At 59.7% G+C, this 13,305-nt stretch carries 15 protein-coding genes; 5 read left to right on the top strand and 10 right to left on the bottom strand.

The features are described from left to right. Positions 1-135: 135 nt before the first annotated feature. From J0G10_RS09910 to J0G10_RS09920, 3 genes are all read right to left on the bottom strand, one after another. Positions 136-765, bottom strand: coding sequence for a LysE family translocator (locus J0G10_RS09910; RefSeq protein WP_038366975.1), 630 nt, complete (start codon positions 763-765; stop codon positions 136-138). A 90-nt stretch (positions 766-855) separates the two neighbouring features. After that, positions 856-2,205 carry an NCS2 family permease gene (locus J0G10_RS09915; protein WP_007914003.1) on the bottom strand — a complete coding sequence of 450 codons (1,350 nt, stop codon included), beginning with the start codon at positions 2,203-2,205 and terminating at the stop codon, positions 856-858. Positions 2,206-2,494: 289 nt separating this feature from the next. Further along, positions 2,495-2,941: a MarR family winged helix-turn-helix transcriptional regulator gene (locus tag J0G10_RS09920; RefSeq protein WP_093441687.1), complete on the bottom strand. Its 447-nt coding sequence runs from the start codon at positions 2,939-2,941 to the stop codon at positions 2,495-2,497. A gap of 82 nt (positions 2,942-3,023) precedes the next feature. Between J0G10_RS09920 and J0G10_RS09925 the strand changes: the two genes are divergently transcribed. Beyond that, complete coding sequence (locus J0G10_RS09925) at positions 3,024-4,190, top strand: aminotransferase-like domain-containing protein (protein WP_095050920.1); 1,167 nt, start codon at positions 3,024-3,026, stop codon at positions 4,188-4,190. A gap of 160 nt (positions 4,191-4,350) precedes the next feature. Here the strand turns inward: J0G10_RS09925 and J0G10_RS09930 are convergent, their stop codons facing one another. The 5 genes from J0G10_RS09930 to J0G10_RS09950 form a co-directional block, all read right to left on the bottom strand. After that, complete coding sequence (locus tag J0G10_RS09930) at positions 4,351-4,722, bottom strand: glutathione S-transferase N-terminal domain-containing protein (protein WP_093441696.1); 372 nt, start codon at positions 4,720-4,722, stop codon at positions 4,351-4,353. Positions 4,723-4,826: 104 nt separating this feature from the next. Continuing rightward, positions 4,827-5,372, bottom strand: a complete 546-nt coding sequence (gene folE / locus J0G10_RS09935) for a GTP cyclohydrolase I FolE (protein WP_003442011.1) — start codon at positions 5,370-5,372, stop codon at positions 4,827-4,829. A 77-nt stretch (positions 5,373-5,449) separates the two neighbouring features. Beyond that, on the bottom strand, positions 5,450-6,007 hold the full coding sequence (locus tag J0G10_RS09940) for a Smr/MutS family protein (RefSeq protein WP_038366959.1): 558 nt from the start codon (positions 6,005-6,007) through the stop codon (positions 5,450-5,452). A 74-nt stretch (positions 6,008-6,081) separates the two neighbouring features. Then, positions 6,082-6,402 carry a hypothetical protein gene (locus tag J0G10_RS09945; protein WP_007914024.1) on the bottom strand — a complete coding sequence of 107 codons (321 nt, stop codon included), beginning with the start codon at positions 6,400-6,402 and terminating at the stop codon, positions 6,082-6,084. A 130-nt stretch (positions 6,403-6,532) separates the two neighbouring features. Next, positions 6,533-7,123, bottom strand: a complete 591-nt coding sequence (locus tag J0G10_RS09950; protein ID WP_007914026.1) for a cysteine hydrolase family protein — start codon at positions 7,121-7,123, stop codon at positions 6,533-6,535. 239 nt (positions 7,124-7,362) lie between these two features. Between J0G10_RS09950 and prmB the strand changes: the two genes are divergently transcribed. Next, positions 7,363-8,271 (top strand): 50S ribosomal protein L3 N(5)-glutamine methyltransferase, encoded by a 909-nt coding sequence (gene prmB, locus J0G10_RS09955; RefSeq protein WP_220558365.1) that lies wholly within the window; start codon positions 7,363-7,365, stop codon positions 8,269-8,271. Positions 8,272-8,364: 93 nt separating this feature from the next. On the opposite strand, the gene J0G10_RS09960 is transcribed toward prmB, so the two are convergent. Both J0G10_RS09960 and J0G10_RS09965 read right to left on the bottom strand, forming a co-directional pair. Continuing rightward, positions 8,365-9,156, bottom strand: coding sequence for a hypothetical protein (locus J0G10_RS09960; protein ID WP_093441710.1), 792 nt, complete (start codon positions 9,154-9,156; stop codon positions 8,365-8,367). A 99-nt stretch (positions 9,157-9,255) separates the two neighbouring features. Beyond that, positions 9,256-10,209, bottom strand: coding sequence for an alpha/beta hydrolase (locus J0G10_RS09965; RefSeq protein WP_220558366.1), 954 nt, complete (start codon positions 10,207-10,209; stop codon positions 9,256-9,258). Between the two features lie 130 nt (positions 10,210-10,339). Here J0G10_RS09965 and aroC point away from each other — a divergent pair, with 130 nt between their 5' ends. The 3 genes from aroC to J0G10_RS09980 are packed head-to-tail and all read left to right on the top strand — an operon-like array spanning position 10,340 to position 13,231. Further along, a complete protein-coding gene (aroC, locus tag J0G10_RS09970; protein WP_095050923.1) occupies positions 10,340-11,431 on the top strand; it encodes a chorismate synthase in 1,092 nt (363 codons plus the stop codon). A 31-nt stretch (positions 11,432-11,462) separates the two neighbouring features. Further along, positions 11,463-12,608 carry an MFS transporter gene (locus J0G10_RS09975; protein WP_095050924.1) on the top strand — a complete coding sequence of 382 codons (1,146 nt, stop codon included), beginning with the start codon at positions 11,463-11,465 and terminating at the stop codon, positions 12,606-12,608. Continuing rightward, complete coding sequence (locus J0G10_RS09980) at positions 12,605-13,231, top strand: methylthioribulose 1-phosphate dehydratase (RefSeq protein WP_095050925.1); 627 nt, start codon at positions 12,605-12,607, stop codon at positions 13,229-13,231. Before J0G10_RS09975 ends, J0G10_RS09980 begins: the two co-directional genes overlap by 4 nt. The last annotated feature ends 74 nt before the right edge of the window (positions 13,232-13,305 follow it).

The raw sequence follows: 13,305 nt of genomic DNA on the forward strand, positions 1-13,305 counted from the left end.
GCTTGAGGGATGCAGTTGTTGCGGCGGGGAGATGTCGCGAGCAACACGAGCGGTCGCTGCGAATGCCATCCCTGACTTGAGTTTTTCAAGTCAGGGATGGCTACAGATAAATAAAAAGTTTGTGATCCAAATGTCTCAGTGACTGCTGAGCAACGATGCCGCGCCGGCGCCTCCGAACAAGCCGGCACTGATCCGGTTGAACCAGCTCTGTCCTTTGCCACTGCGCAAGTAACGCGCTGCGCCGTGGGCTCCGAGTCCGTAGGCCAGTTTGCACAGCAGATCCAGCAGGGTCCAGGTGGCGATCATCACCAGCAACTGCGGCAGGAAGGGCTGTTCGGCGCTGAGGAATTGCGGCAGGAAAGCGGCGAAGAACAGGATGTCTTTCGGGTTGCTGGCGCCCAGTACAAAGGCGCGCCCGAACAACGCGCGAAACCGTGGAACGGCGGCAGCTTGTGGCACGACGGCGCCGACCGATGGCTGGCGCGATTGCTGCCAGCTCTGCCAGGCCAGATAGAACAGATAGAGTCCGCCGACGATTTTCAGGGCACTGAACAGTTGCTCCGATGCCAGCAACAAGGCACCCAGCCCCAACGCCGAAGCACTGAGCAGGCAGATAGAGGCGAATACGCCACCGAGAAATGCCGGATAAGAACGGCGCAACCCATAATTCAGACTGTTGCTGATCATCAACAACGACAGTGGCCCCGGAATCAGAATCACCACCAATGCAGCGCCGCTGAACAGCAGCCAGGTTTCCAGACTCATCACTTTCCTCCTTTTTTTGTTGTACTCAAGAATGTGCAAAAGCCCCACCCGATTGGGTGAGGCTGTGTTGAAGCTTGAACCGCGTGACGCTTACAAGAAGATGAACTTGGCGATGAAAATCGCGCAGAGCACCCACAGGCTCACGGAAATTTCCTTGTACTTGCCGGTACCAGCCTTCAACGCCACGTAGGTGATGAAGCCCAGCGCGATGCCGTCGGCGACCGAAAAGGTCAGTGGCATCATGATCGCGGTGACGATGGCCGGGATCGCGTCAGTGGCTTCGTCCCATTCGATGTGGGCCATGCCGCCCATCATCAGCATCGCCACATAGATCAGTGCACCGGCGGTGGCGTAAGCGGGAATCATGCCGGCCAGCGGTGCGAAGAACATCGCCGCTATAAATAGCACACCTACGGTGACTGCGGTAAGACCAGTCCGACCACCAGCGGCTACGCCAGCGGCACTTTCTACGTAACTGGTGACTGGCGGAACACCGACCACGGCACCGAACACGCTGGATGCACTGTCGGCTTTCATCGCGCGGGAGAGGTTTTCGATACGGCCGTCAGCATTCACCAGATTGGCGCGCTGGGCGACGCCCATCAGCGTGCCGGCGGTGTCGAACATGTGCACAAAGAGGAAGGCGAGCACCACGCTGATCATGCTGACGTTAAACACGCCGGCGACGTTCATGGCCATGAAGGTCGGAGCCAGGCTTGGCGGGGTCGACATGATCCCTTCGTAGTGCACGATGCCCAGGCCCCAACCGGCCAGGGTCACGGTGATGATGCTGATGAGGATTGCGCCGAAGACTCGGTGGTAGCTGAGGATCGCGATCATCAGAAAGCAGATGGCCGCGAGCAGTGGGCCAGGTTCGCGCAGGGAGCCGAGTTTGATCAGTGTGGCCGGGCTATCGACGACGATACCCGCGGTTTTCAAGCCGATCAGGCCAAGGAACAGACCGACACCGGCACCCATCGCAAAGCGCAGGCTGACTGGAATGCTGTTCAGCAGCCACTCGCGAATTCGCGAGAAAGTCAGGATCATGAACAGCACACCGGAGACGAACACCGCACCCAGTGCAGTTTCCCAGTTGTAGCCCATGGTGCCGACCACGGTGTAAGTGAAGAATGCGTTGAGGCCCATGCCCGGCGCCAGACCCACTGGCCAGTTGGCGTACAGGCCCATCAACAGGCAGCCCAGCGCGGCGGCGATACAGGTGGCGACGAAGGCTGCACCGTGATCGATCCCGGCATCGGCCATGATGTTCGGGTTGACGAAGATGATGTAAGCCATGGTGATGAAGGTTGTCAGACCGGCAATCAGCTCGGTCTTCACCGTGGTGCCGTGCAAGCTGAGTTTAAACAGACGTTCCAGCAAGCCACTGCGTAATGGCGGCGAGAGGTCCAGCGTCGATGCTTCGGATTTGCGGCTTTCCACAGCGAGTACTCCTCAAGAGTTTTATTGTTATTTCCAGGGCCGGACCCATGAGGGGTGGCAGCGGCCCTTTGAGGCATACGCGAATTTGTTGACCATGCGGTCAGGAACTCGCACGCTGTGGATTATGCTTTTGTGTACAAATAAAGCAAATATTGTTTTTGGTTTTGTTTACGAAAGTTCCGTCGATAGCGATATATCGCCTGCACTGGCCCCTTCGCGAGCAGGCTCGCTCCCACGTTTGAAATGCGTGCCCCTGTGTGCGAGCTTGCCCGCGAAGAGGCAGTCCCATTCAGTCGAGAGCCGTCTGACTTTTCCCCAGCGCCATATTCACCGCCAGCCAGCCATTCACCGCCGCCTCGCCAGCCTCGGCAAACACTCGCTCCAGCAATTTCACCTGCTCACGCCGCAGCGCCTGTTCAAACTTCGCGCCTTCGGCCGTCAACTCCAGCAGACGCTTTCGCTTGTCGGCCTCGGACGCCACGCTGTCGACCAGATGCATTTCCTGTAACTGTCGCAACGGCATGTTCAAGGCCTGCTTGCTCACGCCAAGCAATCCCAGCAATTCCTTCACGCTCAAATTCGGGTATCGAGCGATGAAAAACACAATTCGCTGATGTACCCGCGACAGCCCACGGCGCTCGAGCATTTCATCAGCCTTGGCAGTGAAGGCCTGATAGCCGAAGAAAAACGCTTCCATCGCCTGTTGTTGGCTCGCGGGGTTTTTAAGGTCAAGCATATTGACGTACTCGCTCAAGCTGTCGTAATTTCAGTCAACCAGTTTGACTCATTATTCCCATGCCTCGCTACCGGTGACTTCCATGGCCTTTTCCGAACGTGTCGCGCGCCTTAAAAGCTCCTTGATCCGTGAAATCCTTGCCGCCGCCCAGCGCCCGGAGGTCATGTCGTTCGCTGGCGGCTTGCCGGCCGAAGCGATGCTGCCGAAGGTCGAGTGGGCTGACATGCCGCTGTCACTCGGCCAATACGGCATGAGCGAAGGCGAACCGGCATTGCGCGAAGCCTTGGCAGCGGAGGCGAGGGCGCTGGGCCTGGAGTGCACCGCAAGTCAGGTACTGGTGGTCAGCGGCTCGCAGCAAACCCTCGATCTGGCGGCCAAGCTGTACATCGACAAGGGCACGGAAATTCTGCTTGAAGCGCCGACCTATCTCGCCGCATTGCAGATTTTCCAGCTATTCGGCGCCGATTGCCTGACCGTGCCGCAAGAAGCCGACGGCCCGAATCTGGCGCAATTGCGCAGTCGTCTCGAACAGCACCGGCCAGCGTTCATTTACCTGATCCCGACGTTCCAGAATCCGTCCGCCGTGCGTTACAGCGAAGCCAAGCGTGCAGCCGTAGCGGCATTGCTCGACGAATTCGGCGTCACCCTGATCGAGGACGAACCCTACCGCGAGCTGACTTTCGATGGCGGCAGCGCCAAGCCGATTGCCGGGCGTCTGCAGAAGGCGAGCTGGATCTACACCGGCACCGTGTCGAAAACCTTGTTGCCCGGTTTACGCGTCGGTTACTTGATCGCCAGCCCGGACCTGTTCCCGCATCTGCTCAAACTCAAGCAATCGGCAGATCTGCATACCAACCGCATCGGTCAGTGGCAGGCCCTGCAATGGATTGGCAGCGACAAGTATCTGCAGCATCTGAGTGAGTTGCGCGGCTTCTATCGGCAACGGCGCGATGCCTTCCAAACGGCGCTGGAAACGCATTTTTCTGATCTCGCCGACTGGAACATGCCGCAGGGCGGGCTGTTTTTCTGGCTGACGTTGAAGCAGCCGCTGGATACGCGAACGTTGCTCAATGAGGCGTTGGCCAATGACGTGGCGTTTATGCCGGGGGAGCCGTTCTTTCCGGATCCGGATAACCATCATGGGCATTTGCGCTTGAATTTCAGCCACATTGATCCGGCGCGACTGGATGAAGGGCTCAAGCGATTGGCGGCGGTGGTGCGCCAGGCGCTGCTAGAGAAAGCGGCCTGAAAACAATAAACCGGCTCGAGGGCCGGTTTATTTTTGTCTGGGATTTGCGGTGGCTGAGAGGGTCCCTTCGCGAGCAGGCTCGCTCCCACAGTGGAAATGCATTCCAAAGGGTGGGAGCGAGCCTGCTCGCGAAGGCGTCAATCAACCCACAACATAATCATCAGACAGCGGCAAACCGCTTATCCAGATAATCAATAATCACCTTGGACTCATACATCCAGGTTGTCTGGCCATTCTCTTCAATGCGCAGGCAAGGCACCTTGATCCGGCCACCCTGATCCAGCAGCGTCTGACGATCCTGCTCGTTGTTCTTCGCATCCTTCAGCGCCACCGGTACATTCAGGCGACGCAGTGTGCGGCGGGTTTTCACGCAGAACGGGCAGGCATGGAACTGATACAGGGTCAGGCCTTGCGCGGCGGCGTTGACCTGGGCCTGAGTCTCGGCAGGACGCTGTTTCTTGCCCGGGCGGGTGATGAAGTCGATGAAGATAACCAGTTGGCCGAGGCCGACACGAAGCGCTTTGACGAACACGTTTAAAGCCTCACGGTGCAAATTGAGAAAGGCGCGCAGCTTACCCGATTTTTCATGGACGAAAAAAAACCGGCGATGAATGCCGGTTTTCTTCGCGCAACGAATTACTTGATGAGGCTGAGGAATTCGCTGCGGGTCGCTGCGTTTTCGCGGAACTCACCGAGCATCACCGAAGTGATCATCGACGAATTCTGCTTCTCGACACCGCGCATCATCATGCACATGTGCTTGGCCTCAATCACCACGGCTACGCCCAGCGCGCCGGTGACTTGCATCACTGCATCGGCGATCTGACGGCTGAGGTTTTCCTGGATCTGCAGGCGACGGGCGTACATGTCGACGATCCGCGCGACCTTAGACAGGCCCAGCACTTTGCCGCTCGGGATGTACGCAACATGCGCCTTGCCGATGAACGGCAGCAGGTGGTGTTCGCACAACGAGTACAACTCGATGTCCTTGACCAGCACCATTTCGCTGTTGTCGGAGCTGAACAGGGCACCGTTGGTGACCTCTTCGAGCGTCTGTTCATAACCGCGGCAGAGGTACTGCATGGCTTTGGCGGCACGTTTTGGCGTGTCGAGCAGGCCCTCGCGGGACACGTCCTCGCCCAATTGGCCGAGAATCGCGGTGTAATTCTGTTCCAGGGACATGAAACTACCTGTGGGGATTTTCGCAAAGGGCAAGGGTACGGTGGCGGACACAACCCTGCAAGTTCGGTGTAACGCGATTATTCGTCGCGGCCTTCCATCATGGTGCGTTTGAGCATCACGTAAACCGCGCCGGCACCGCCGTGTTTCGCCTGACACGAGCAGAAACCCAGCACTTGGGCATGCTGGCGCAACCAGGTGTTGACGTGGCTTTTGATCATCGGCCGCTTGCCGTCCAGGCGCACAGCCTTGCCGTGGGTGACGCGTACGCAGCGGATTTCGAATTTAGTCGCTTCGGCAAGAAAGGCCCAGAGGGTTTCGCGGGCCTTTTCCACGCTCATGCCGTGCAGGTCGAGGCTGCCTTCGAACGGGATCTGGCCGACCTTGAGCTTGCGCATCTGACTTTCCTGCACGCCGTCACGGGACCACATCAACTCGTCTTCCGGGCCGACGTCGATCACGAACTGGTCGGACAGACCATCCACGGTAGCAGTGTCGGTGCGCACGGTGGCGGACTGGCGCAGCTTGGCGATCTGTGCGCGGTCAGCCTTGGGTTTGCCGGTGTCGGCGCGGTCGTGCTTGATCGGCTTGACGCCTTGGATCGCACTTTTGAACAGGGAAAAATCGTCGTCTTGCATGTCAGCCTCCGCGAAGGGCGGCCAGTTTACCCAAGTCGAAACAAAACGGCCCGGCAAAAAGCCAGGCCGGTGATTCAGTCGTGTTTTTTCATCAGGTGCGGGGACATGTTCAGTTCCCGCGATTGCCGGGCGCGACGCCGGCAACGACGCCACAGGGCGACACCGAAATACAGAAACAGCAAGCCGACTGCCAGAATGATCGCCGAACCCATCGGCGTGGCATTCAAATCACCGAGCGCTGGCGGGCGCCCGAGCAGGCTGGCGGCCCCGGCCATCGCCAGCAGCACACCGAACGTCGCCAGAATGGCGGCAATCGCCGCGCCGAATCGAAAACGCCAGTTGCTTTGGCCTTTGGGCCGCAAGCGGCGTGCGTCAAATCCATCGGATAACTTCATTCCGACCTTCCTCAATGGGTATCGGCCCTTCGACCGGGAGTTGACCGGGTTGTTCCTGAGGCTATGGCATTTGCGGCAAATGAGAGGATTTTGCAGATGAGCGGCGCCGCGAGCCGCCCATCAGAGCCGATCAGATCAGGTCTTGAGTCAACGCGAGCGTGGCGAAATTGTCCGCCATGATCGCCATTTCGGCTTCCTGCACCACGGCGGCGCTGAGCACTCGGCCCTTGAATGGCAGGTCGCGGGTGGCGCACGCGTCTTCGACCAGAGTGCAGCGGAAACCCAGATTCTTCGCCGCACGTACGGTGGTGCTGACACTGGAGTGGCTCATGAAACCGCAGACGATCAGGTCCAGTGAGCCAAGGTTTTGCAAACGGTCCAGCAACTCGGTGCCGTGGAACGCGCTCGGCAGCAGTTTGCCGATAATGGTTTCATCGCCCTGTGGCTCGAGGCCAGGGATGAATTCGCCGCGTTCGCCCTGTGGGTCGAACAGGCCGCCGACGGTGCCGAGGTGACGCACGTGCACGATCGGCCGACCGGCTGCACGGGCTGCGGCAACCACTTGCTTGATGTTTGCGACGGCCGCGTCCATGCCGCTCAGGGCCAGCGGGCCACTGAGATATTCTTTCTGGGCATCGATGATGACCACGGTGGCATGGCTCAGTGTGGCCGCTGCGTAACCGCGACCGCTGAGTTGAAACATCGTTTTTGGAACGGACATTCTGGGGCTCCTTGGGGTGGGGCTTTTGCGACATTGTCCTCTGGCTGAGCGGTTCTGTGAATCGCTACCATCGTAGGCACCGTCGTTATTGGCCTGCAGCCTTGTCAAGTTACACGTTCTGTTCAATAGCCGATGCAAAAAACAGAAAACTCCTACCGTCGGTGCGATGTTTTTCCTGCGTCGTCGTCGCGCGTTTTGGCTGCTAGAATCGCCAGTCGTTTTTTCTGGAGTTCTGCCCCGTGATCACTTCCCGACTTCGTACCCTGCGCGACCATATTCGTTGGGCCGTCAGCCGCTTCCATGGGGAGGATCTGTTTTTCGGCCATGGCACCGACAATGCCTGGGACGAAGCGCGGCAGCTTGTGCTGGGAGCTTTGCACCTGCCTTGGGAAATCGCCGACAGCTACCTCGATTGCGCGCTGGAAGACGACGAGCTGGTCAATTTGCAGCGTTTGCTCAAGCGCCGTATCGAAGAGCGCATTCCGACCGCTTACCTGTTGGGTGAGGCATGGTTCTGCGGCATGTCGTTCATCGTCGATGAGCGTGTGTTGATCCCGCGCTCGCCGATTGGCGAACTGATCGAAAACCGTTTCGCCCCGTGGATCGGCAGCGAGCCTGCGCGGATTCTCGACCTGTGCACCGGTTCCGGTTGCATCGGTATCGCCTGTGCCTACGAGTTTCAGAACGCCGAAGTGGTGCTGGCCGATCTGTCGTTCGAAGCGCTGGAAGTGGCCAACCAGAACATCGAGCGCCATGGCGTCGATGAGCGCGTCTATACCGTGCAGGGCGATGGCTTTGATGGCTTGCCGGGCCAGCGTTTCGACCTGATCGTGTCGAACCCGCCTTACGTGGATGCGGAAGATTTCGCCGACATGCCGGACGAATATCAGCATGAACCGGAGCTGGGCCTGGCGTGTGGCGACGATGGCTTGAACCTGGTGCGACGCATGCTCGCTGAAGCGGCCGATCATCTGACCGAGAAGGGGTTGTTGATTGTCGAGGTGGGCAACAGCCAGGTACACGTTGACGCGTTGTACCCGGAAGTCGATTTCGCCTGGCTCGAATTCGAGCGTGGCGGGCATGGCGTGTTCATGTTGACGGCGGAGCAGTGCCGCGATCATCAGGCCTTGTTCGCTTCCCGCATCTGACCCGTTAAAAGCAAAAGATCGCAGCCTTCGGCAGCTCCTACAGGGATTACCGCATTCCAATGTAGGAGCTGCCGAAGGCTGCGATCTTTTGATCTACCGGTGCGTAGCAATCCAGATCAGCAGCCCCGCCTGAAACACCGCAAACGCCACCAGACAGGTAATGGTGAAACGCAGCCCGGCGTCTTCACGCTTGAACTTGCTGACCTTCTCTTCCTGTTTCTTCAGCTTCACTTCCTGCTCAGCCAGATTCTGTTCGGCCTGCTGCAGCATCTGTGCCGCTTCAAGAATCTCGACGATCTGCAGCTTTTCGCTGTTCCAGTCGCCGAGCAAATCGCCGACCAATACATCCTTGACGCTGCCCTTCAAGTGCTGGGCATCGGCGTACACCACATCAAAACCATGCACCCGCAGGAAATGATCGCGACGCAGACGGGTGTCTTCGTTCAGCGCGTCCTTGTTGTTCAAGTCCATGCCGTCAACGGTGTAGGTCGGCCAGCGCTTTTTCGCCCAATTGATGCCTTGCGCGGCCATGTAACGGCCGATGCCACGGTTCATTGGTTCGATCTGCAAGCCACTGTCGGGGCCGAAGTGCACACGTTTGGTCGTGTGATCGACCCACACGTCCAGCTGATTCTGCTCTTTGCGCACACGCTGGCCGGGCAGCTTGATCGTCATGCGCATCAGGCTTTTTTCTTTGCTGTTGCGCTCGGCATAGCCGAATTCGACGAAGCGCAAGGGGCGGCCGCCAGTGTTGCGGTCGGTCTGCAATGGGGCCAGGCGGAGCATCTTGTGGTGCTCGACGTGGACATCCGCCCACGGCAGCTCGACCGCTGGCGGTGCGTCTTTTTCAGCGGTGGTGTCGGGTGAAGTCGGGGTATCAGTCATAACGGCGAGATCCTGTCCAAGCCCTGCTTGTCGCCAGCCGTTGCGCTGGCGACAAAGGCTTATCGGCCGTTTTTTGCAGGACTAGAGGGTAAACCGCGCTTAACGGGTGCGAAGTCCGTCAATAAACTCGATGATCTTCGCGCCAAGTTCCGCCGCCAGTGGCAAATTCGGATCCTTGTACGAAGCCAATTGCCGCTTCATATCGTTGTGGACGATGCGCATGACGTGGTTCATGCCGTCGATCACCGCCAGTTCGGCGTCGGGTTTGGCGGCTTTCAGCGCCCGCGCATCGCCAACGCCGACCTGCATGTCGTTGCTGCCCTGGACGATCAGCGCCGGCATCTTCAATTGCGCGAAGGCTTTCGCGGGATCCTGACGGAACAGCGAAATCAGATACGGCTGCACGCTCGGGCGGAAAATCACCTGCAGCGGTTGCGGCACATTGTCGTCAGTCTGGCCGGCCTTGAGGCTGTCGAGCAATTCATTGCTGCGTAGCATCAACGGAGGTGGGAGGCTGCGAGCCAATTGCTCGCGGATCACCTGATCGACCGGGCGCGCGCTGCCGGACAGGGAAATCACCGCAGCGGCGTCCACTTTCGGCGCGGCGAGGCTGGCAATCAGCGCGCCTTCACTGTGGCCGAGCAGGATCAGCTTGCCGAAACGCGGGTCAGTCTTGAGCTTCTGCCCCCATGCCACCGCGTCCGCCGCGTAGGCCTCCACCGACAAATTGCGCTCATCCGGCGTTGCCGCCAGGCTCGCCGCAACACCGCGCTTGTCGTAACGCACGCTGGCGATATTGTGTTTGGCGAGCACCCACGCCAGGCGCTTGAGGCTGTCGTTGCGCCCGCCGTCGGGGTTGTTTCCGTCGCGATCCGTAGGACCGGAGCCAGAAATAATCAGGACAACCGGCACAGGGTTGTCAGATTTTGGCAGCAGCAGCGAACCGAAAAGTTCGCCGGTGCCGGTATCCAAAGTGACCGGGCGTTGTAGGACCGTCGCTTGGGCAAAGCCCGTAAAGAGGGTAAGACTCAAGATCAAAACTCGCAGCATCATCACGCCATCATTCGCCAAGGTGCCGGTTGGACTCGCCAGCACCACTAAGGTTCGAGGATGAACTACTCGGTTAGCCTGCGTATACTGGCGCGCATCACGAATTTGGGTTTGATTTCACGGAGCGTCCTGCATGTCCGGCAATACCTACGGCAAGTTGTTCACTGTCACCACCGCTGGCGAGAGCCATGGTCCGGCGTTGGTCGCCATTGTCGACGGCTGCCCGCCGGGCCTGGAGATCTCCCTCGAAGACCTGCAGCGCGACCTCGATCGCCGCAAGCCAGGCACCAGCCGCCACACCACCCAGCGTCAAGAAGCCGACGAAGTCGAAATCCTCTCTGGCGTATTCGAAGGCCGCACCACCGGTTGCTCGATCGGCCTGCTGATCCGCAACACCGACCAGAAGTCCAAGGACTACTCGGCGATCAAGGATCTGTTCCGCCCAGCCCACGCCGACTACACCTACCACCACAAATACGGCGAGCGCGACTACCGTGGCGGTGGTCGCAGCTCGGCGCGCGAAACCGCGATGCGCGTGGCGGCCGGTGCGATCGCGAAGAAATACCTGGCCACCCAAGGCATCGTCATTCGTGGCTACATGAGCCAGCTCGGCCCGATCGAAATCCCGTTCAAGACCTGGGATTCGGTGGAAGAGAACGCTTTCTTCTGCCCGGACCCGGACAAAGTGCCGGAGCTTGAGGCCTACATGGATCAATTGCGTCGCGACCAGGACTCGGTTGGGGCGAAGATCACTGTCGTTGCCGAAGGCGTGATGCCGGGTCTGGGCGAGCCGATCTTCGATCGCCTCGATGCTGAACTGGCCCACGCACTGATGAGCATCAACGCGGTGAAAGGCGTGGAAATCGGCGCCGGTTTTGCCTCGGTTGCCCAGCGCGGCACCGAGCACCGCGATGAAATGACCCCGGAAGGTTTCCTCAGCAACAACGCAGGCGGCATCCTCGGTGGTATCTCGTCCGGTCAGCCGATCGTTGCGCATCTGGCCTTGAAGCCGACGTCGAGCATCACCACCCCGGGCCGTTCGATCGATATCCACGGCAACCCTGTGGACGTGATCACCAAGGGCCGTCACGACCCGTGCGTCGGCATCCGCGCCACGCCGATTGCCGAAGCGATGATGGCCATCGTGCTGATGGATCACTTGCTGCGTCACCGTGGCCAGAACGCCGATGTGCGCGTGAGCACCCCGGTGCTGAGCCAGCTTTGATGGCGGGCTCTGAAGCCGTCGCGGCATAACCGTGACGGCGCTCCCTTACTGGCGGCTGTCCAGTTTCTATCTGTTCTATTTCGCCTTGCTCGGGTCGACAGCGCCGTTTCTGGCGCTGTACTTCGACCACCTCGGCTTCAGTCCCGCGCGGATCGGTGAGCTGGTCGCGATCCCGATGCTGATGCGCTGTGTGGCGCCGAACATCTGGGGCTGGCTCGGCGATTACACCGGCAAACGCCTGGCCATCGTGCGCTTCGGCGCGGTGTGTACGCTGCTGACTTTTTCGTTGATTTTCGTCAGCAAAACCTACGCCTGGCTGGCGATGGTCATGGCGCTGCACGCGTTCTTCTGGCACGCGGTGCTGCCGCAGTTCGAAGTCATCACCCTGGCGCATTTGCAGGGGCAGACCTCGCGCTACAGCCAAATCCGCTTATGGGGCTCGATCGGTTTCATCATCACCGTGGTCGCGCTTGGCCGATTGTTCGAATGGCTCAGCCTCGATATCTACCCGGCGGCGCTGGTGCTGATCATGGCTGGCATCGTCCTCAGCAGCTTGTGGGTGCCGAACGCGCAACCGCCGCAAGGCAATCGGCCGAGCGGGGAGGGCTTTCTCAAGCAACTGCGCAACCCCGGCGTGCTGGCGTTCTATGGCTGCGTGGCGCTGATGCAATTGAGCCACGGCCCGTATTACACCTTTCTGACCTTGCACCTTGAACGCCTCGGCTACACCCGCGGCACCATCGGCATGCTCTGGGCCGTGGGTGTCGTTGCCGAAGTGCTGATGTTCATGGCGATGAGCCGGATTCTTGCGCGGTTTTCCCTGCGCCGGGTGCTGATGGCAAGTTTTCTGCTGGCGGCGCTGCGCTGGTTGCTGCTAGGTTCGTTCGCCGAGTTCTTGTGGGTGCTGTTGTTTGCGCAGGTGCTTCACGCGGCGACCTTCGGCAGTTTTCACGCCGCTGCCATCGCTTTCGTGCAACGTAGCTTCGGCGCGCGCCAGCAAGGGCAGGGCCAGGCGCTGTACGCCGCACTGGCCGGCACCGGCGGCGCCATGGGCGCGTTGTATTCCGGCTACAGCTGGAATGCCCTCGGCGCGACATTGACCTTTAGTATTGCCAGTCTCGCGGCGCTCGCTGCTGCCGTTATCATTGCCACACGTATGCAAGAGGACAGGCCATGAGCCTTACGCGTGAACAACTCGCCCAGCAAATCGTCGATGCCGGGCGCTTTCTTTATGGTCGCGGCTGGTCGCCGGCCACCAGCAGCAACTATTCGACGCGCCTCTCGCCAAGCGAAGCGCTGCTGACCGTGTCGGGCAAGCACAAGGGCCAGTTGAGTGTGGACGATGTGCTCGCCACCGACCTTTCCGGCAATAGCCTGGAACCGGGCAAAAAGCCGTCCGCCGAAACCCTGCTGCACACCCAGCTGTATAGCTGGCGGCCGGAGATCGGCGCAGTGCTGCACACCCATTCGGTCAATGCCACGGTGCTGTCGCGCCTGACTCCGCAAGACTTTATCGAGTTCGAAGACTACGAGCTGCAAAAAGCCTTCAGTGGCATCTCGACCCACGAATCGCGGGTGCGCGTGCCGATTTTCGACAACGATCAGGACATTGCGCGCCTCGCCGCCAAGGTGCAGCCTTGGCTCGACGCCCATCCTGATTGTGTCGGTTACCTGATTCGCGGCCACGGCCTCTACACCTGGGGCGCGCAGATGAACGACGCGCTGCGGCAGATCGAGGCCTTTGAATTTCTGTTTGAATGCGAGTTGAAAACCCGCAGCGTCATGAACCGCCAAGGCTGACTTCACCAGAAGTAGCCCATTTGCCTGATGAAATGCTGTGCCCGACCGGTCTGCAAGAACCGGACGGCAAGGCC

Source organism: Pseudomonas germanica, from assembly GCF_019614655.1.
In the GTDB taxonomy this organism is placed as follows: domain Bacteria; phylum Pseudomonadota; class Gammaproteobacteria; order Pseudomonadales; family Pseudomonadaceae; genus Aquipseudomonas; species Aquipseudomonas neuropathica.

Bases quoted from the DNA above. Each gene is read 5' to 3' on its own strand.
- J0G10_RS09940 (WP_038366959.1), bottom strand. From the start codon at position 6,007: ATGCAAGACGACGATTTTTCCCTGTTCAAAAGTGCGATCCAAGGCGTC.
- aroC (WP_095050923.1), top strand. From the start codon at position 10,340: ATGTCCGGCAATACCTACGGCAAGTTGTTCACTGTCACCACCGCTGGC.
- J0G10_RS09910 (WP_038366975.1), bottom strand. From the start codon at position 765: ATGAGTCTGGAAACCTGGCTGCTGTTCAGCGGCGCTGCATTGGTGGTG.
- J0G10_RS09960 (WP_093441710.1), bottom strand. From the start codon at position 9,156: ATGACTGATACCCCGACTTCACCCGACACCACCGCTGAAAAAGACGCA.
- J0G10_RS09945 (WP_007914024.1), bottom strand. From the start codon at position 6,402: ATGAAGTTATCCGATGGATTTGACGCACGCCGCTTGCGGCCCAAAGGC.
- J0G10_RS09950 (WP_007914026.1), bottom strand. From the start codon at position 7,123: ATGTCCGTTCCAAAAACGATGTTTCAACTCAGCGGTCGCGGTTACGCA.
- J0G10_RS09925 (WP_095050920.1), top strand. From the start codon at position 3,024: ATGGCCTTTTCCGAACGTGTCGCGCGCCTTAAAAGCTCCTTGATCCGT.
- folE (WP_003442011.1), bottom strand. From the start codon at position 5,372: ATGTCCCTGGAACAGAATTACACCGCGATTCTCGGCCAATTGGGCGAG.
- J0G10_RS09980 (WP_095050925.1), top strand. From the start codon at position 12,605: ATGAGCCTTACGCGTGAACAACTCGCCCAGCAAATCGTCGATGCCGGG.
- J0G10_RS09965 (WP_220558366.1), bottom strand. From the start codon at position 10,209: ATGATGCTGCGAGTTTTGATCTTGAGTCTTACCCTCTTTACGGGCTTT.
- J0G10_RS09920 (WP_093441687.1), bottom strand. From the start codon at position 2,941: ATGCTTGACCTTAAAAACCCCGCGAGCCAACAACAGGCGATGGAAGCG.